General features: G+C 64.1%; 19 protein-coding genes. 16 read left to right on the top strand and 3 right to left on the bottom strand.

The genetic code is table 11. The features are described from left to right. Complete coding sequence (locus NKI19_RS23440; protein ID WP_352491757.1) at positions 1–357, bottom strand: DUF2946 family protein; 357 nt, start codon at positions 355–357, stop codon at positions 1–3. Positions 358–478: 121 nt separating this feature from the next. Next, positions 479–1,381 carry a GntR family transcriptional regulator gene (locus NKI19_RS23435; RefSeq protein WP_352491758.1) on the bottom strand — a complete coding sequence of 301 codons (903 nt, stop codon included), beginning with the start codon at positions 1,379–1,381 and terminating at the stop codon, positions 479–481. 255 nt (positions 1,382–1,636) lie between these two features. On the opposite strand from NKI19_RS23435, the gene NKI19_RS23430 reads away from it, so the two are divergent. The 5 genes from NKI19_RS23430 (at position 1,637) to NKI19_RS23410 (ending at position 8,172) form a co-directional block, all read left to right on the top strand. Next, complete coding sequence (locus NKI19_RS23430) at positions 1,637–3,142, top strand: UxaA family hydrolase (protein ID WP_352565594.1); 1,506 nt, start codon at positions 1,637–1,639, stop codon at positions 3,140–3,142. Between the two features lie 326 nt (positions 3,143–3,468). After that, on the top strand, positions 3,469–4,464 hold the full coding sequence (locus tag NKI19_RS23425) for an ABC transporter substrate-binding protein (RefSeq protein WP_352491760.1): 996 nt from the start codon (positions 3,469–3,471) through the stop codon (positions 4,462–4,464). A gap of 102 nt (positions 4,465–4,566) precedes the next feature. Beyond that, complete coding sequence (locus NKI19_RS23420; protein WP_352491761.1) at positions 4,567–6,120, top strand: sugar ABC transporter ATP-binding protein; 1,554 nt, start codon at positions 4,567–4,569, stop codon at positions 6,118–6,120. Beyond that, positions 6,117–7,082, top strand: a complete 966-nt coding sequence (locus tag NKI19_RS23415) for an ABC transporter permease (RefSeq protein WP_292664616.1) — start codon at positions 6,117–6,119, stop codon at positions 7,080–7,082. The genes NKI19_RS23420 and NKI19_RS23415 overlap by 4 nt, the downstream gene beginning before the upstream one ends. A gap of 70 nt (positions 7,083–7,152) precedes the next feature. Next, on the top strand, positions 7,153–8,172 hold the full coding sequence (locus NKI19_RS23410) for a zinc-binding alcohol dehydrogenase family protein (RefSeq protein WP_352491762.1): 1,020 nt from the start codon (positions 7,153–7,155) through the stop codon (positions 8,170–8,172). Between the two features lie 341 nt (positions 8,173–8,513). On the opposite strand, the gene phnF is transcribed toward NKI19_RS23410, so the two are convergent. Then, the gene (phnF, locus tag NKI19_RS23405) at positions 8,514–9,257 is read right to left on the bottom strand and encodes a phosphonate metabolism transcriptional regulator PhnF (RefSeq protein WP_352491763.1); all 744 of its coding nucleotides are present in this window, start codon (positions 9,255–9,257) and stop codon (positions 8,514–8,516) included. Positions 9,258–9,394: 137 nt separating this feature from the next. On the opposite strand from phnF, the gene phnG reads away from it, so the two are divergent. From phnG to phnE (NKI19_RS23350), 11 genes are all read left to right on the top strand, one after another. Then, complete coding sequence (gene phnG / locus NKI19_RS23400; protein ID WP_352491764.1) at positions 9,395–9,856, top strand: phosphonate C-P lyase system protein PhnG; 462 nt, start codon at positions 9,395–9,397, stop codon at positions 9,854–9,856. After that, complete coding sequence (gene phnH / locus NKI19_RS23395) at positions 9,856–10,467, top strand: phosphonate C-P lyase system protein PhnH (protein ID WP_352565592.1); 612 nt, start codon at positions 9,856–9,858, stop codon at positions 10,465–10,467. The genes phnG and phnH overlap by 1 nt, the downstream gene beginning before the upstream one ends. Position 10,468: 1 nt before the next feature. Next, complete coding sequence (locus tag NKI19_RS23390) at positions 10,469–11,581, top strand: carbon-phosphorus lyase complex subunit (RefSeq protein WP_352491766.1); 1,113 nt, start codon at positions 10,469–10,471, stop codon at positions 11,579–11,581. Continuing rightward, on the top strand, positions 11,578–12,489 hold the full coding sequence (locus NKI19_RS23385) for an alpha-D-ribose 1-methylphosphonate 5-phosphate C-P-lyase PhnJ (protein ID WP_352469194.1): 912 nt from the start codon (positions 11,578–11,580) through the stop codon (positions 12,487–12,489). Before NKI19_RS23390 ends, NKI19_RS23385 begins: the two co-directional genes overlap by 4 nt. Beyond that, positions 12,486–13,262, top strand: a complete 777-nt coding sequence (phnK, locus tag NKI19_RS23380) for a phosphonate C-P lyase system protein PhnK (RefSeq protein WP_065009749.1) — start codon at positions 12,486–12,488, stop codon at positions 13,260–13,262. Before NKI19_RS23385 ends, phnK begins: the two co-directional genes overlap by 4 nt. Before the next feature lie 2 nt (positions 13,263–13,264). After that, a complete protein-coding gene (locus NKI19_RS23375) occupies positions 13,265–13,849 on the top strand; it encodes a phosphonate C-P lyase system protein PhnL (RefSeq protein WP_352565590.1) in 585 nt (194 codons plus the stop codon). Next, positions 13,846–14,463 carry a DapH/DapD/GlmU-related protein gene (locus NKI19_RS23370; protein WP_352491769.1) on the top strand — a complete coding sequence of 206 codons (618 nt, stop codon included), beginning with the start codon at positions 13,846–13,848 and terminating at the stop codon, positions 14,461–14,463. The genes NKI19_RS23375 and NKI19_RS23370 overlap by 4 nt, the downstream gene beginning before the upstream one ends. Positions 14,464–14,707: 244 nt before the next feature. Then, on the top strand, positions 14,708–15,556 hold the full coding sequence (gene phnC / locus NKI19_RS23365; RefSeq protein ID WP_352491770.1) for a phosphonate ABC transporter ATP-binding protein: 849 nt from the start codon (positions 14,708–14,710) through the stop codon (positions 15,554–15,556). 90 nt (positions 15,557–15,646) lie between these two features. Beyond that, a complete protein-coding gene (phnD, locus tag NKI19_RS23360) occupies positions 15,647–16,555 on the top strand; it encodes a phosphonate ABC transporter substrate-binding protein (protein ID WP_352491771.1) in 909 nt (302 codons plus the stop codon). 53 nt (positions 16,556–16,608) lie between these two features. Next, positions 16,609–17,565, top strand: a complete 957-nt coding sequence (gene phnE, locus NKI19_RS23355) for a phosphonate ABC transporter, permease protein PhnE (protein ID WP_352565588.1) — start codon at positions 16,609–16,611, stop codon at positions 17,563–17,565. Between the two features lie 67 nt (positions 17,566–17,632). Next, entirely contained in the window at positions 17,633–19,000 is a 1,368-nt protein-coding gene (gene phnE / locus NKI19_RS23350; RefSeq protein WP_352565586.1) for a phosphonate ABC transporter, permease protein PhnE, read from the top strand. The last annotated feature ends 20 nt before the right edge of the window (positions 19,001–19,020 follow it).

Below are 19,020 nucleotides of genomic sequence, written 5' to 3'. Positions count from 1 at the left end.
TCAGGCCGTCGCCGGTGGTGCGCGCGGATTGGACGGAGTGCGGGCGCGGGCGAAATCGCGATGCCGGAAGGCCGGCAGGACAAAGGCGATGGTTTCGACGGAAAGGCCGCGAGACAGGCTGCCGGCGGCACCGGGCGGCGCGTAGATCGCCGAGACCAGGTTGCAGCCAAGCATGCAGCAAGCCGGCATGTGCTGCTGATGCGGATCGCCGGCGGGGAGTTGCGCCGCACCGTCATGGGTGCAGATCGTGTTGCCGAAAGCATCGAATTGCGAGGCGTTCGGCGCGACGCCGGAAGCAAACGCGCCGAACATCGACTGGAGCACGAAAAGCCACGCCGCGGCGAACGCGACCGGCATGCTCCATCGTCTCCGGCGTATGGTCAAGAACCAGCCTCTTCACGCAGCAACGTCAGCTCTCTCTAGCACGGAGCCGGCGGCCGGAAAATCGCCAAAACGTTGCTGCGGCAACGCAACACAATCACGCGCGCAGCGGCTGCCTGCCCTCGGGAATCGATGTCAGCAGCGTGTGGCGAGCCGATTTCAGGTGCTTGCGGCAGGCGGCGTCGACCTTGGCGAGATCGCGCGATTTGAGCGCGGCGATATAGGCGAGATGCTCCTGGACCGCGACTTCGTTGCGCTCGCGCTCCTGGGCCTTGTTCCACTGGTAGTGGTAGTGGAAGATCATGGCGATGACGTCGTAGAAATCGACGATGAAGCGGTTGTGCGACGCCCGGTGGATCAGCCGGTGAAAGCGCTCGTCAAGCTCGGAGAATTCGTTGAAACGCACGGCGATCTCGCGTGCCAGCCGGTGATGCTCGTCTTCCAGGCCGTCGAGGTCGGCCCACACCGGGCTGTCCTCGGGCAGAGCGGCAAAGGCTGCGGCCGAGCGCAGTTCGAACATCTCGCGGATTTCGGTCAGCTCCAGCGCGAAGGCGCGGGTAAAGCCTTTCAGCACCCAGTGGCTGTTGCGGCGCTTCTCGATCAGCCCAAAGCGCGAGAAGCGGATCAGGAATTCGCGCACGCTGGTGGTGCCGACGCCGATCTCGCGCGCCAGTTCGAGCTCGTTGATCTGCATGCCGGCTTCGGCACCGCTGGCAAGCAGCCGCCGCATGAAGGAGCGCTCGATGATCTCGGCCAGCGTGTCGGTTTCTTCCTCGGGGAAGAAATCGTCCGGCCGCGGTTCGCGCAGAACCGTCTTGCTGCGCTTGTTCCAGTCGATGAGCCCGGTCTCTTCCATGCGTGCAAGGATGGTGCGGACTGTCGTGCGGCTGACGCCGAGCAGCGTGCCCAGTTCCGGCTCCGAAGGCAGGCTCCTGGTCTCGTCGAGCAGCCTCAGACCGCGATTATAGGCATCCTTGTAAACGTTGTTGCTCTTCGACATCCCCTGCCCCGTGGCGCGCCGGCGTTTGCGTCCGACGTGAAGCGTTTCTCGCGCATGAAACCGGTACCGCTTCGGAAAACATCATGCGCAACGCTAGTTTTGGTTGTAGAGCCTACTTCGCGCATCCAAAGATGCGTCGCGCTCTCGCGAAAAAACAATTGACGCAAAAATGTTTTTTCACGATAAAAGACATTATATGTTAAGAGCCGCGTGTCAATCCGCTCGCGCACCCAGGAACACACCCAGGAAGCTCCCGTGAACGCCGCAAACAGCATTCTTCTGTCTCCCGCCGACAATGTCGCGGTCGCCAATGGCCGCATCGAGATCGGCACCGTGCTGCCGGGCGGCGCCGTCGCCGCCGCGCTGATCGAGCCGGGCCACAAAGTGGCGATCAAGCCGATTGCGGCCGGCGAAGCCGTGGTCAAATACGCGCAGGCGATCGGCCGCGCCACGCAAGACATCGCGCCCGGCGAGCATGTCCATTCGCACAATCTGGTCTTCGAAAGCGGGCGTTTGCCGGTGGTGCCGCCGAGCGAGGCGGTGCACGCGACCGAGGCCGACCGCGCCCGCACCTTCATGGGCTACCGCCGCGCCGACGGCCGCGCCGGCACGCGCAACTTCGTCGGCATTCTCGCCAGCGTCAACTGCTCGGCCACCGTCTGCCACGCCATCGCTGACGCGGCGAACCGCACGCTTCTGCCGCAATATCCCGGCATCGACGGCTTCGTCCCGATCGTCCACGGCCAGGGCTGCGGCATGAGCGCCACCGGCGACGGCATGATGGTGCTGCACCGCACGCTGGCCGGCTACGCCCGTCATCCGAATTTCGGCGGTGTGCTGATGGTCGGGCTCGGCTGCGAGGTGAACCAGCTCACCCTCTATGGCCAGAAGGGCGTTGCTGCGGGAAAACGCCATTTCAACATCCAGGAAGCCGGCGGCTCGCGCAAATCGGTCGAAAAGGCGTTGGTCGTGCTGGCCGAGATTGCCGAAGAGGTCGGCAAGCTTCAGCGTGAGCCGATCCCGGTCAGCGAGATCGTCGTCGGCCTGCAATGCGGCGGCTCCGACGGTATGTCCGGCATCACCGCCAATCCGGCGCTGGGTGCCGCGGTCGACATCCTGGCCGGCGTCGGCGGGATCGGCATCCTCTCCGAAACGACGGAGATCTACGGCGCCGAGCACCTGCTTGCCTATCGCGCCGCAACCCCCGAGATCGCCTCCAAGCTCGACGGTCATGTGAAATGGTGGGAAGACCACGTCGCCAAGCATGGCGCATCCATCGACAATAATCCCTCGCCGGGCAACAAGCGCGGCGGCCTGACCACCATCCTGGAAAAGTCGCTCGGCGCGGTTGCCAAGGGCGGCCAGACGCCGCTCAACGGCGTCTTCGGCTATGCCGAAAAGGTCACCGGGCACGGGCTGGTGTTCATGGATACGCCCGGCTACGACCCGGTCTCGGCCACCGGCCAGGTGGCGGGCGGCGCCAATGTCATCGTCTTCACCACCGGCCGCGGCTCCTGCTTCGGCTGCCGGCCAACGCCGTCGATCAAGGTCGCCAGCAACTCGACCATGTATCACACCATGGAGGAAGACATGGACGTGAATTGCGGCGTCATCGCCTCCGGCGAAAAGACCATCGCCGGCATGGGCCGCGAGATCTTCGAACTGATCGTCGAGACGGCTTCGGGCCGCAAGACCAAGAGCGAGGAGTTCGGCTACGGCGACAACGAGTTCGTGCCGTGGCACCTCGGAGCGACGCTCTAAGCCGGACGCCCGCTGCAGTCGCGAACACGATGCGGTCGCCAGGTTTCCCAGTTCCTCCAGTCAAAAAAGAATGAACATTCTATATTGACTGGTCGATGGAATTAATATTCCATGCTGGATATTGGAGGAGATTGGCAACGGAGTTCCGACGGAGAAAACCCTTCCGCCCAGCCATTCGAAGCGGCCATCAAACATCGCTTGCGCCGACCGAGTTGATGCACTATCAAAATGCGGTAAATGTTTTTTATTGATAAAGTTCCGTTTGGGCCGCGCCATCCGAATGGAGCTTCCGTAACATTCACCGGGCGACTTAGGGAGGACTCCTAATGAAATTCGTGACCAGCATTCTCAATCGCCGCGCCTTCGTGGCGCTTGCAGCCGCCTCGATGCTTGCCGGCGTGATGCATTCGGCCCCGGCATCCGCGGCCGACGTGACCATTCCGATCATCGTCAAGGACACCACGTCCTTCTACTGGCAGATCGTCCTGGCCGGAGCCCGCAAGGCCGGCAAGGATCTCGGCGTCAACGTGCCGGAACTCGGCGCCCAGGCAGAGACCGACGTCAACGGCCAGATCTCGATCCTCGAAAATGCCGTCGCCGGCAACCCGGCTGCCGTCGTCATCGCGCCGACCGAAGCCAAGGCGCTCGGCAAGCCGATCGACGAGGCCGCCACCAAGGTCAAGATCATCGGTATCGACTCCGGTGCCGACTCCAAGGCCTTCACCTCGTTCCTGACCACCGACAACATCCAGGGCGGCCGCGTCGCCGCTGACGGCCTTGCCGCAGCCATCGGCGAAGCCAATGGCGGCAAGGTCGAGGGCGACGTCGCCCTGATTACCGCGCTTCCGGGCGCCGGCTCGCTCGAACAGCGCGCCCAGGGCTTCAAGGAACAGCTCGCCGCCAAATATCCGGGCCTCAAGCTGGTCGCCGACAAATACGCCGACGGCCAGGCCACCACCGGCCTCAACATCGCCACCGACCTGATCACCGCCAATCCCAACCTCAAGGGCATCTTCGCCTCCAACCTGATCATGGCGCAGGGCGTCGGTCAGGCGATCGCCGAGAACAGCCTCTCAGGCAAGGTCGGGCTGGTCGGCTTCGACAGCGACGAGAAGCTGATCAAGTTCCTCAATGACGGCGTCATTTCGGCGCTCGTCGTCCAGGATCCGTACCGGATGGGCTATGACGGCATCAAGACGGCGCTCGCCGCCTCGAAGGGCGAGAAGGTCGAAGCCAATGTCGACACCGGCGCCAATTTGGTCACCAAGGCCAACATGAAGGACCCGAAGATCGACGCGCTGCTCAACCCCAAGCTCGACTGAGCATAGCCGCAAGCGAACTGTTTCCGGGGCCTTTCGCCCCGGAAACATCCCACTCGTGCCAATCGCGAGGCCAATCTTTGGGGCCAATCTGGGAGGATTGTCATGATGTCGACGGCGCAGGAACTCCATCCGGCCCCAACGCTGGAACCGGGCAGGACCATCCTCGAGCTGCAAGGGCTGGAAAAGCGCTATCCCGGCACCCACGCGCTGAAGCCGGTCGATCTCGCCTTCAAGGCCGGCGAGATCCACGCCATCGTCGGCGAGAACGGCGCCGGCAAATCCACCCTGATCAAGCTTCTGACCGGCGTCATGCCGCGCACCTCCGGCGACGTCATCTGGGAGGGCAAGCCTGCCGCATTGGCGACACCGCATGAAGCGATGGCGCTCGGCATCAATGCCGTGCATCAGGAAGTCGTCCTGTGCCGCCATCTCACCGTCGCCGCCAACATGTTCCTCGGCGAGGAGGATGCACGTTTCGGCATCCTGCAGCAGCGGGCGATGGTCAGGCAGGCGCAGAAGATCATCGACGATCTCGGCTTCGACCTGCCGGCGCATGTCATGCTGGGTGACCTGACCATCGGCCAGCAGCAGCTGATCGCCGCCGCCCGCGCCACCGTGCGCGGCACCAAATTCCTGATCTTCGACGAACCGACCGCCTACCTCACCCGCAAGGAGGCCGACCAGCTGTTCACGCTGATCCGCCGGCTGAAGGGCGAAGGCGTCACCATCATCTACATCAGCCATCGCATGGAAGAAGTGTTCGAGCTCGCCGACCGCGTCTCGGTGCTGCGCGACGGCACGCTGGTCGGCACCAGGAACATTGCCGAGACCAATGACGCCGAGCTGGTCAAGATGATGATCAACCGCTCGATCGAGCAGGTCTACCACAAGGAGCATTTCACCCCCGGCGCGATGCTTGTAGAAACCAGGAACCTGTCCGGCAAGGGTTTCGAAAATGTCTCGATGTCCGTCCGCGCCGGCGAGATCGTCGGCCTCTATGGCCTGATCGGCGCCGGGCGCAGCGAGTTCGTCACCACGCTCTATGGCCGGCACCGCAAATCGGCCGGCCAGATCCTGTGGGAGGGCAAGGAGGTCAAGGTCAATTCCGAACATGACGCGATCAGGCTCGGCATGGCGCTGGCCCCGGAAAGCCGCCGCGACCAGGGCCTCTGCCTCAACCTGCCGGTCGGACTCAACCTCAATCTGCCGGTCTACAAGCGCATCTCGAGCAATCTGCTGATCTCCCGCGCGCAGGAAAAGGCGCAGGCCGATCGCCAGATCGCCGACCTGCGTATCAAGACGCCGACGCGCAGCGCCCTGGCCTCCAGCCTGTCCGGCGGCAACCAGCAGAAGATCGTCATCGGCAAATGGCTCGCCCATGGCGCCAAGCTGTTCATCTTCGACGAGCCGACTGTCGGCGTCGATGTCGGCACCAAGGCCGAGATCTACCGCCTGTTTGGCGCGCTGCTGTCCAAGGGAGCCGGCATCATCCTGATCTCGTCCTACCTGCCTGAGGTCTATGAGCTCGCCGACACGCTGCACGTGTTCCGGCGCGGCAAGCTGGTGGCCACGCATGGGTTTCGTACCGCTGATCACGAGGAGATCCTCACCCAGGCGCTGGCCGAGAAACAAGAAAGACCGGGAGGACGGATATGAGCACCGAGGCGATCGCTGTCGAAAGGCCGAAACGCAACTACAACGCCCTGTTCGGGCTGACACTGCTGGCGCTGCTGGTTCTTTTGTGGGTCATCCTGTCGGTGGCGACGCCGAGCTTCGCCTCGGCGAACAACATCTCGAACCTGTTGCGGCAAGGGTCGATGATCGCCATCCTGGCGGTCGGCCAGACCTTCGTCATCATCACCGGCGGCATCGACCTTTCCGTCGGCGCCGTGGTTGGCTTCGCCACCGTCATCGTCGCGATGCTGATCAACGCCGGCACACCGGTTTTCCTCGCCATCCTGATCACCTTGCTGGTCGGCGTCGCCATCGGCATGTTCCACGGCTTCGGCATCGTCAAGATGGGCCTGCCGCCCTTCATCATCACCTTGGCAACGCTGACCTCGCTGCGCGGCATCGGTCTGTTGATGACCAACGGCAACTCGATCTCGATCAACAACGACGCCTTCCAGACATTCTCGCGCAGTTCCTTCGTCGGCGTCCCCAATCTGTTCTGGATGGTGATCCTGGTCGGCATCCCGGCCTACATCTTCCTGCACCACAGCCGCTGGGGCCGCTATCTGTTCTCGGTCGGCTCCAACGCCGAGGCGTCGCGTCTGTCGGGCGTCAACGTCCAGCGCACCATCTACATGGCCTACACGCTATCCGGGCTGTGCGCGGCCTTCGTCGGTGTGCTGCTTGCCTCGCGCATCGGCATCGGCAATCCGACGCAGGCCGAGGGCTGGGAATTGCAGGCGATCGCCTCTTCGGTGATCGGCGGCACCTCGCTGTTCGGCGCTGTCGGCTCCGTGCACGGGCCGCTGCTCGGCGCCTTCATCCTTGCCACCATCAACAACGGCGCCAATCTGCTCAACGTCAACGCCTTCTGGCAGCGCATCATCACCGGCGTGCTGATCATCGTCATCGTCTATTTCGACGGGCTGCGCCGCCGCGGCAAATAGACCGCCTCCCAACAACCGCCGGCCTCGCGACAGCAGAGCCGGCGGTGCCATGAACCGACTGGATTGAAGCATGAAAGCCGTCGTCTGCCGCTCGCCCGGCGAACTTGTCCTCGAAGATCGTCCGGCGCCTGGCGCCCCCCCCGCCGGCTGGGCGCTGGTCGCCGTCAGCCATGTCGGCATCTGCGGCACCGACTATCACATCTTCGAAGGCAAGCACCCGTTCCTCGCCTACCCCCGCATCATGGGCCACGAGGTTTCCGGCACCGTGATCGAGATTGGCGAGGGCGTCGATCTCGCCGTCGGCGAAGCGGTGATCGTCAATCCCTATCTCGCCTGCGGCAAATGCATCGCCTGCCGGCAAGGCAAGCCCAATTGCTGCGTCAGGATCGAGGTGCTCGGCGTCCACCGCGACGGCGCCATGTGCGAGCAGATCCTGGTGCCAGCGCAAAATCTTTATCCGGCAAACGGCCTGTCGCTGGCCGATGCCGCCGCCATCGAATTCCTGGCGATCGGCGCCCATGCCGTGCGGCGCTCGCTGGCTGATCCAGGTGCGCGCGCGCTGGTCATCGGCGCCGGCCCGATCGGGCTCGGCACGGCGCTGTTCGCCCGCATCGCCGGGCTCGACGTGACGCTGCTCGACATGAGTGCGGAGAGGCTGGGTTTCGCCGAAAGCGAACTCGGCTTCGCGACCCTCGACGGCTCGCGAGGCACCGCTGCCGACCTGGTGCGGGACGCAACCGGCGGCGACGGCTTCGACGTGGTTTTCGATGCCACCGGCAACACCCAGTCGGTGCAGTCGGCCTTCGCCCATGTCGCGCATGGCGGAGCGCTGGTCCTGGTCAGCGTCGTCAAGGACGACATCGCCTTTTCCGATCCCGAATTCCACAAGCGCGAGATGATGCTGATCGGCAGCCGCAACGCCCTGCGCGCCGATTTCGACCATGTCGCTGCCTCGATCCGCAACGGCGCGGTGCCCTTGGCGAAGCTCGTCACCCATCGCACTACGCTTGGCGAAACGCCGCACGACCTCGCCCGCTGGGCGCATGAGAAGTCCGGCCTGATCAAGGCTGTGATCGAGGTGGGGTCATAACATGGCAGGCGGTGAACCCGGCCCGAATTGACGACGCCCCGCGCAGGTCGACCCCCACTCCGCCTCGGCTTCGCCGAGCCACCTCTCCCCCGATCGACGGGGTAGAGGAAGGCTGCGAGCCTATTGCAGCCAACGCTCCTCAACCAGACTCCCTCCTTCTCCCGCCGTCAGCGGGCTCCCTTCCTCTCCCTCCGGAGGGGGGAGAGGTGGCTCGGCGAAGCCGAGACGGAGTGGGGGAAGGCGGTCCTCAAACGCCAAGCCGCTGATAAGTAAGCGCGACCGAGCCGGTATGATATCAGCGTGAGTCAGATAAATCACGGTCTCGTACCGGCCGGCACTACCTACAGCGCCGACAGATTGAGCTCGATCCGCTCGGCCGGGAAGCGCGACTCCGAAAACTGGATCGGCTGACCGTCGGGCGTGACGTTGACGGCGACGGTCACCAGCACGATGGCGCCGGGTTGCAGGTCGAGGTCGGCAAGGTCGGCGGCATCGGCATGGCGCGCCGACAGCACGGTCGATTGCCTGAGATAGTCGTCAATGCCGAAACGTGCCAGCGATGCTGTGATCGAACCGGTTTCCTCCATGGCGGCATCGATGCCGGCAAAGCGCCTGGCATCGAACCAGCCGGCCGCGCGGGACACCGGCATTCCATCGGCTTCGCCGCGCGTTTCCAGGCGTATCACCTCGGCCCCCGTCGCAAGGCCCAAGCCCTCTGCGACACGACGGTTGGCCGGCTCGACCGACGACGCCAGCAAAGTGATATGCCGCTCGGACGCCTGTCCTTGCAATCCCTCGGAAAAGCGTGTGCGGGCACCGATCGGATAGGACAGCCGCCTGCGCGACAGCACGAAGGTGCCGCGCCCCTGCTCCGCCCTGAGCACGCCCTCCTGCACCAGCGCTGCGATAGCGCTGCGCACTGTGTGGCGGTTGACGCCATAGCGTCCGGCCAACGCGATCTCGGGCGGCAGCGCGGCATTCTCGGGAAAATCGCCGACGGCGATTGAATGCAGGATCTGGTCGGCGATCTGTCGCCACAGCGCGACACCGCTGCGCCGCTCGATGCTGCTGGGCTGCCCGATCATTTCCGCCCCCGATCTTTTTGCCCCAGACATTTTCCTCGTGTCATGCACTCGTCATGGACACGCATTAGAAAATAGATATAATTTGTATAGTTGTCTATATCAATAGACAAGTTTTTGGTGACAAGGGACTGTTAACTATGCGAGGACGGGAAGCGCGAGAGCAGGCCGAGCGCAAGGCCGTGATGGCGACGCTGGCACAATCGGCCGGCGACGATATCGTCCGCCTGTGGGACGAAGCCGGCCTGCCTTCCGAAGCGGAGCTTCTGCGTGGCCCCGAAACCGGCCTGGTTACCGTGCGCGGCCGCATTGGCGGCGGCGGCGCGCCCTTCAATGTTGGCGAGGCGACGGTCACGCGCGCCACGGTGCGGCTTGCGTCCGGCCATGTCGGCCACTGCTACGCGCTTGGCCGCGACAAGCAGAAGGCAAGGCTGGCGGCAATCGCCGATGCGCTGTGGCAGGACCCGGCCCACCGCAACGAGGTCGAGACCAGGCTCGTCGCGCCCTTGCAGGCGGCGCTGGCCAAGGCGCGTGACCAGCGCCGCGCCGAGACGGCGGCGACCAAGGTCGATTTCTTCACCATGGTGCGCGGAGAAGACTGATGGACGCTGCTGTGCAATCGATCGAAGGCGGCTTCGCCGATCCGGTATTCAACGCGCAGACCGTATTCCGCGGCGTCATGGACGCGATGGCGCGGCCGGGCAGCGTGCAGCCCTTGCCGGCCCTCGCCCACCCGCCGGCGCCGCTGTCGGCCACCGCCGGCGCCATTGCGCTGGCGCTGTGCGATAACGACACGCCGCTCTGGCTCGACCCGGTCTTGCAGGGATCGGCAGCGGTGAAATCCTGGCTTGGCTTCCATACCGGCGCACCGCTGGCCAACACCCCGGCCGACGCGCATTTTGCGCTGATCGCCACGCCGGCGGAGATGATGGCGCTCGACGGGTTTTCGCAAGGCACCCAGGATTATCCCGATCGTTCGACGACGCTGATCCTCGAGGTCGGCGATTTCGTCTCCGGCGCTCCGCTGCTGCTCGAAGGCCCCGGCATCGAGACGACGGCGACGATCGCGCCGGCGCAAATGCCGCGTCATTTCGTCGAGCAATGGAAGCAGAACAACCAGCGCTTTCCGCGTGGCGTCGACATCATCCTCGCCACGTCCGACGCGATTGCGTGCCTGCCGCGCACGACGCGCATCAAGACGATGGAGGCGTAGCATGTACGTTGCGGTAAAGGGTGGCGAAGCGGCCATTCGCAATGCTCACAAACTGCTCGCCGACCGCCGGCGCGGCGACCGTTCGGTGCCCGCACTTCGCCTCGACCAGATCGTCGAGCAGCTGGCGCTCGGCGTCGACCGGGTGATGAGCGAAGGTTCGCTCTACGACAGGGAATTGGCGGCACTCGCCATCGTCCAGGCGCGCGGCGACATGATCGAGGCGATCTTCCTGGTTCGCGCCTATCGCACCACGCTGCCGCGCTTCGGCTACACCGGGGCGATCGACACCGGCACGATGCTGGTCGAGCGACGGGTGTCGGCGACCTACAAGGACCTGCCCGGCGGCCAGTTGCTCGGCCCGACCTTCGACTACACCCACCGGCTGCTCGATCCCGAGCTTGCCGCCGGCGGCGATGTCGCCGAACCGGAACAGCGTGCAAGCGACGCGGAGGCGATGCCGCGCGTCTCGGCCATCCTCGCCCGCGAAGACCTGATCGAGCCCGACGGCGACATGCCTGGGGATCATGTTCCCGGCGACATCACCCGTGAGCCGCTCGAATTCCCGATGGCGCGTGACATCCGCCTGCAGGCGCTGTCACGCGGCGACGAGGGGTTTCTGCTGGCGCTCGGCTATTCCACCCAGCGCGGCTATGCGCGCAACCATCCCTTCGTCGGCGAGGTTCGCATCGGCGAGGTCGAACTGGAACTGGACGTGCCGGAACTGCCCTTTGCCGTGCCGCTCGGCAGCATCCGCGTCACCGAATGCCAGATGGTCAACCAGTTCAAGGGCTCGGCCAAGGCGCCGCCGCAATTCACCCGCGGCTACGGCCTTGTCTTCGGCCAGAGCGAGCGCAAGGCAATGGCCATGGCGCTATGCGACCGCGCGCTGCGCGCCTCGGAACTCGGCGAAGACGTCGTCGCCGCCGCGCAGGACGAGGAATTCGTTATCTCGCATTCCGACAATGTCCAGGCGACCGGTTTCGTCGAGCATCTGAAGCTGCCGCATTATGTCGACTTCCAGGCCGAACTCGACCTCGTGCGCCGCATGCGCGCCGAGCATGATGCCCGCGAAAATGCCGGCAAGGCCGAAGAAAAGAGGGAGGCAGCGGAATGAGTGCACAACCAGCGGACATCGCCACCTACAACTTCGCCTATCTCGACGAGCAGACCAAGCGGATGATCCGCCGCGCCATCCTCAAGGGCATTGCCATCCCCGGCTACCAGGTGCCGTTTGCCTCGCGCGAAATGCCGATGCCCTATGGCTGGGGCACCGGCGGCGTGCAGGTCACCGCTTCGATCATCGGCCCGGACGATGTGCTCAAGGTCATTGACCAGGGCGCCGACGACACCACCAATGCGGTTTCGATCCGCGCCTTCTTCAAGAAGGTCGCCAATGTCGCCGTCACCACCGAGACGGCCAAGGCGACCATCATCCAGACGCGTCACCGCATCCCCGAGTATCCGCTGAGTGCCGGCCAGGTGCTGGTCTACCAGGTGCCGATCCCCGAGCCGCTGCGCTTCCTCGAGCCGCGCGAAACGGAGACGCGCAAAATGCATGCGCTGGAGGAATATGGCCTCATGCATGTGAAGCTCTACGAGGACATCGCCAGGCACGGCCGCATCGCCACCACCTATGCCTATCCGGTCAAGGTGGAGGGCCGCTATGTGATGGACCCGTCGCCGACACCGAAGTTCGACAATCCGAAGATGCACCGTTCGCCGGCTTTGCAATTGTTCGGCGCCGGCCGCGAAAAGCGCATCTATGCACTGCCGCCCTTCACCGATGTCGTCAGCCTCGACTTCGAGGACCATCCGTTCGAGGTGCAGACCTTCGACCAGCCATGCGCGCTGTGCGCGGCCGAGAACGTCTATCTCGACGAAGTTATCCTCGACGACCATGGCGGCCACATGTTCGTCTGCTCCGACACCGATCATTGCGAGAAGCGGCGCGCGGAAGGCCACCGCGGCCATCTTGCGCCCGAAACCCATCTTGCCCCAGAAAAAACGGAGCCGGCGCAATGACCGACGAACCGCTGCTGCGCGTTTCGGCGCTGTCCAAATTCTATGGCTCGCGCGTCGGCTGCGAGAACGTCACCTTTGACCTCTGGCCGGGCGAGGTGTTGGCGGTGGTCGGCGAATCCGGTTCCGGCAAGACGACTTTGCTCAACTGCCTGTCGACAAGGCTGTTGCCCAGCTCCGGCACCGCCAGCTACCGCATGCGCGACGGCCAGTTCCGCGAGCTTTACCGCATGAGCGAGGCCGAGCGCCGCTTTCTGATGCGCACCGATTGGGGCTTTGTCCATCAGAACCCCGCCGACGGGCTGCGCATGACGGTATCGGCCGGCGCCAATGTCGGCGAACGGCTGATGGCGGTCGGCGACCGTCACTATGGAAAAATCCGCGCCACGGCGGTCGACTGGCTGTCGCGTGTCGAGATTGATGAGGACCGCATCGACGACGAGCCGCGCGCCTTTTCCGGCGGCATGCGCCAGCGCCTGCAGATCGCCCGCAACCTCGTTACCGGGCCGCGGCTGGTGTTCATGGACGAGCCGACCGGTGGCCTCGACGTCTCGGTGCAGGCGCGCCTGCTCGACCTGTTGCGCGGCCTCGTCACCGACCTTGGCCTGGCGGCCATCGTCGTCACCCACGATCTCGCCGTGGCGCGGCTGTTGTCGCAGCGCATGATGGTGATGAAGGACGGCCGCGTCGTCGAAAGCGGCCTCACCGACCGCGTCCTCGACGATCCGCGCGCGCCCTACACCCAGCTCCTTGTTTCTTCGATATTGCAGGTGTGACCGTGGCAACCCCGCTCGTTGTCTCCGATGTCGCCAAGAGCTTCACCATGCATCTGCGCGACGGTATCGATGAAGGCCAGATCATCGTCCAGCACCAGGGCGGGCTCATCGATCTCGCCTCGGCCAGCCCGCGCACCGTGCTTGCCGTGCGCCGGCTTACTATCGGCTATGTCAGCCAGTTCCTGCGCACCGTGCCGCGTGTCTCGGCGCTCGATGTTGTGGCCGAACCGCTGGTCGAGCGCGGCGAGGACCGTGAGGTCGCGCGCGGCAAGGCGCGCGCCTTGCTGGCGCAGCTCAACCTGCCGGAGAAACTCTGGGCGCTGCCGCCGGCAACGTTCTCCGGCGGCGAACAGCAGCGCGTCAACATCGCGCGCGGCTTCATCACCAAGCATCCGATCCTGCTGCTCGACGAGCCGACCGCCTCGCTCGACGCCAGGAACCGCGACGTAGTGATTTCCCTGATCGCCGCCAAGAAGGCGGCGGGCGTCGCTTTGCTCGGCATCTTCCACGATCACGACGTGCGTGAGGCGGTGGCCGACCGCGTCATCGACGTGACCGCCTTCGCCGCCGGAAAAATCGCCGCATGACGAGGAAACTGTCGGAGGCGCCGCTGGTCCACGAGACGGCGCAGGTCGAGAACTCGAAGCTCGGCCGCTGGACCGAGATCGCCGAGCGCTGTCGGGTTTCCGAAAGCACCCTCGGCGACTATTCCTACATGATGCAGGACTGCGGCGTCTGGTGCGCGACCATTCGAAAGTTCTCCAACATCGCGGCCGCCGTGCGCATCAACGCCACCAACCACCCGACCTGGCGGCCGACGCTGCACCACTTCACCTACCGCGCCTCGGACTATTGGGACGATGCCGAGCATGAGAGCGAGTTTTTCGCAGACCGTCGCGCAAAGCGCGTCACCGTCGGCCACGACACCTGGCTCGGCCATGGCTCGACCATCCTGCCCGGTGTTACCGTCGGCGATGGCGCGGCGGTCGGCGCCGGAGCGGTGGTGTCGAAGGACGTCGCGCCCTACACCATCGTCGGCGGCGTGCCGGCCAGGCCGATCCGCGAACGCTTCGACCGCCGCACCGCGGAGCGCTACCAGGCGCTCGCCTGGTGGGACTGGGACCATGCAAGGCTGCGCGCCGCGCTCGACGATTTTCGGGAGCTGTCGGCGGAGGCTTTCCTGGAGAAGTATGGCGGCTGAGGGTCGTGAAATGGTGAATAGTGAATGGGGGCAGCGGATAGGTTTCGAGGCTCAGGAAAGCCTTTCTTATCACCATTCACCATTCACCATTCACCATTCGAGCTTCTCGCTCCGAGTTGATTTCCGCCCCGCGCCAGCCTGTGGGCGGTAACAAAACTGACATCATTCCGACACCGCAGGTTCACGTGGCTGCGCTAGCGAGGGTTAACAGACCTTCACTTGCGACTGGACTGGAGCCTGCACCATGTCAGCTACGCTCGAAATCCGCGGCGTCACCCGCCGGTTCGGCAAGAACACTGCCGTCAGCAATGTTCATATCTCGATTCCGCAAGGCCAGATGGTCGGCATCATCGGCCGCTCCGGCGCCGGCAAATCGACGCTTCTGCGCATGATCAACCGCCTCATCGACCCCAGCCAGGGATCCATCCTGTTCGACGGCGTCGAGGTCTCCGCGTTGCGCGGCTCGCCGCTCCGGCGCTGGCAGCGCGACTGCGCCATGATCTTCCAGCAGTTCAATCTGGTACCGCGCCTCGATGTGCTGACCAATGTGCTGCTCGGCCGGCTCAACCACCGCTCGACCCTGTCCAACCTGTTCGGCATGTTCTCCCGCGGTGAATGCGCCGAGGCGGTTGCAGCCCTCGAGCGCCTCGACATCGCCCGCACCGCGCTGCAGCCTGCCGGCACGCTTTCCGGCGGCCAGCAGCAGCGCGTTGCGATTGCGCGTGCCATGATGCAGCAGCCGAAGGTGCTGCTGGCCGACGAGCCGATCGCCTCGCTCGATCCGCTCAACGCCAAGGTGGTGACGGATTCGCTGCAGGACATCAATTTGCGCGAAGGCATCACCGTCATCACCAATCTGCACACGCTCGACACGGCGCGCAATTACTGCAACCGCATCATCGGCATGGCCGCCGGCAAGGTGGTCTTTGACAGTCCGCCCGAAGCCCTCAACCGCGAGGCCGTGCGCATGGTCTACGGCGCCGACAGCAATGGCGACGAAATCTCCGAGGCCATCACCTCGACCAGTGTCGCCATCAAACAGAAAATCGCAGCATCCGCCGGACCGCTCGAGCCCGCGTTCCCTGGCTACTGAGAACGGCCTGATCGCCCGCCCGCGTCAAAGGCACCTGTCAAAAAATTCGAACGCTACCGGCGCGAGGCCGGGACCAACAGGAGAGAGATAATGTTCAGGAAGATGGTTTTTGGCGCCGTTTCATTGCTCGCCATCGCGGCCAGCGCCGCTCACGCCCAGAATATCAAGGAATTCCGCATCGGTATCCTTGGCGGTGAAAACGAAGCGGACCGGCTGCGCAACTTTCAGTGCCTCGCCGATCACCTGAAATCCGAATTCGGCTTCGAGAAGGTCTCGCTGTTCCCGGCCGCCGACTATGACGGCGTTATCCAGGGCCTGCTCGGCGGCACCCTCGATTTCGCCGAGCTTGGCGCGTCAGGCTATGCCAGCGTCTACCTCAAGGATCCGAACGCCGTGACCCCGATCCTCACCACCCAGCAGACCGACGGCGCGACCGGCTATTATTCGATCGGCCTGGCGCTGAAGTCGTCCGGCATCACCGACATCAAGTCGGCAAAGGGCAAGAAGCTTGGCTATGCCGACCCGGATTCGACCTCCGGCTATCTGATCCCGCTGACCCAGATCCCGAAGGACACCGGCGCCTCGAACGAAACCTTCTTCGCCTCGACCCAGTTCAATGGCGGCCACGAGAACAACCTCCTCGCCGTCCGCGACGGCAAGGTCGACGTGGCGGTTGACGACTCGTCGGGCATCGGCGACTTCAAGAACGGCTACACCTCCGGCACTTTCCACAAGGAAGTCGCCAAGGGCGCCGTCGACCCCAACGATTTCGTCGAAGTCTGGCGCTCCGGCTTGATCCCGAACGGCCCGCTGGTCGTGCGCACCGCGCTCGGAGGCGATACGAGCGCCAAGCTCGCCAACTTCTTCACCAGCCTGCCGGCCAAGGACAAGCCTTGCTTCGAGGCCATCGAAGGCGGCGATTTCACCGGCTACGTTCCGGTGAAGCCGGACTTCTACAGCGTCATCGTCGAAGCCCGCAAAGCCGCGATCGGCGGCTGAATGCAATTGGGAAGGGCGGCGTTTTCTCGCGCCGCCCTTTTTGCATGCCCATCATGACCATCTCAGCCACGATCCGATCAGACGTGACCCGGCGGACGGCCGATACCTGGCGACGCCAGACGTCCTTGCGCCGGTTCTACACGGCGCTCGGCATCGGCCTGCTGCTTATTGCCATGTGCACAGCCATGTGGTTCGCCGACGAGGCCAATGCCGGACATTTCTTCGATCGGCTGCCCCACATACTGGATTTCCTTAGCTGGCTTGTTCCCAAGGACTGGAACGACGTCTGGCGGGCGCTGTTCGACATCGCATCGCCGCACGACAAGGGCAGCCAGGAGTTCAACTTCCCGCTTGGCCGCGTCTATCTCTGGGGCGGCTTTTATCTACCCGAATATTTCGAGCTGATGCTCACCACACTTAACGTGGCGCTGGTTTCCACTTTCATCGGCTTTGTCTTTGCGGTGCCCTTTTCCTTCATCGCGGCCCGCAATTTGACACCCAGTCCGGTGCTCAGGCTCGTCGTCAAGCGCCTCATGGAACTGCTTCGCGCCTTCCCCGAGATCGTCATTGCCGGCCTGTTCGCAGCCATCCTCTCGCCCGGCCCGGTCGCAGCCATCATCGCCATCGGCCTGCATTCGATCGGCGCGCTCGGCAAGCTCTTCTACGAGATCAACGAAAACATCGACATGCGCGCCGAAGAAGGCCTGCGCGCGGTCGGCGCGAACTGGTTCGAGCGCGTGCGTTTCGCCGGCCTGCCGCAAGTGCTGCCCAATTTCATGTCCTACGCTCTGCTCAGGATCGAGATCAATGTGCGTATCTCGACCATCATCGGCGCGGTCGGTGGTGGCGGCATCGGCGAGGAGCTGAAGCTCTCCATCTCGCGCGGCTTCGGCGCCAAGACGCTGGCGCTGGTGCTGCTGTTGTTCACCACCATCTTCCTCGTCGACCAGTTCTCCGCCTGGCTACGCCGCAAGCTCGTCGGCGAGCAGGCATTCATGATGGGTGCCTGACCATGATCCCAAAAAGTGGATTCCGGTTTTTGGAAAAGATCATGGCAAATCAACAAGAAGACTGACCATGGCCGCGATGACCGCCAATGAGATGCAATCGATCGAGGAACGCTTTCCCGAGGTGTTCCGGCGGCCCCTGTACAAGCGCTTCGGCCCGCTGGTCCTGTTCGCCGGCATCCTGCTCTACCTCCTCTACGCCTTGTGGTTCTTCAGCCTGCCGCAAGTACTGAGGGAATCGCACTGGGAGCGCCTGCCGCTCTTCCTGACGCAATGGATCAGCTACGATCTGCAGCCGGAATTCCGTCTCGATCAGCCTCAGATCACGCCCAAATACCCGCGGTTTTCCGCACTTGGCGAATACCCTCATCCCGATTGGGTCATCACCAATGCCAACGGCTCCTACACCATCCTGATCGACGGCCGAGCCAAATCCGTCACCTTCGACAAGGCCGAGGCGACGCTTGTCGCCAATGGCCAGGCGGTGCCGGTGTCGTTGACCAGCGGCAAACCGGCAATATCCGGCCCGGTGCCGGAGTGGATCACCGCGCACGACGATGAGATCGTCGCCAGGATGGGCTTTGCCGGCGAGGTCCGTATAACCGTCGATCGCGTCAAGGTCCGCAAGCGCTTCCTCGGCTGGGCGAATTTCGTCTTCGACACACGCTCGCCCTTCTTCGGCAAATCGCCCGGCGAGGTGGTCTCGTTGCTGGTGTCCGGGCCCCAGCTCAAGCCGGGCACATCGAACATTGCGCTGGCCGCCGACAATATCTGGAACAACGCCCAATGGCAGCATGGCGATGTCTGGACGAAGCTGTTCCAGACCATCGTCATGGCATTTCTCGGCACCTTGCTCGGCGGCATGGCCGCCTTCCCGCTCGCCTTCTTCGCCGCCCGCAACATCACCCCGAGCGGCCTGCTCAGCCAGGTGCTAAAGCGGTTCTTCGATTTCATGCGTTCGGTCGACATGCTGATCTGGGCGCTGTTCTTCACCCGCGCCTTCGGCCCAGGCCCGCTTGCCGGCAGCGCCGCGATTTTCTTCACCGAGATCGGCACGCTCGGCAAAGTCTATTCGGAAGGCCTCGAGAACATCGACGACAAGCCACGCGAGGGCATCCAGTCGACCGGCGCCAACGGCTTGCTGGTGCAGCGCTATGGCGTGCTGCCGGAAGTGATCCCAGTCTTCATCAGCCAGACACTCTATCAGTGGGAATCCAACACCAGGGGCGCGACGATCATCGGCGCCGTCGGTGCCGGTGGCATCGGCCTTAAGCTCTGGGAGGCGATGCGCACCAATTCCAACTGGGCCAATGTCTTCTATATGGTGCTCTTGGTCCTGCTCGTCGTTTTCATCTTCGACAACATTTCCAATTTCCTGCGCCGCCGCTTGAGCAGGACGATCCACGACTATAACAGGATCCAGGCCGAGCAGGGGTGATCCCCTCGCCAGAAGCCGGC

It is taken from the genome of Mesorhizobium sp. M0751, assembly GCF_040320265.1.
Lineage (GTDB): Bacteria > Pseudomonadota > Alphaproteobacteria > Rhizobiales > Rhizobiaceae > Mesorhizobium.
Note: the sequence above shows the minus strand (reverse complement) of the source record. Positions and strands in the feature narration are given on the sequence as shown.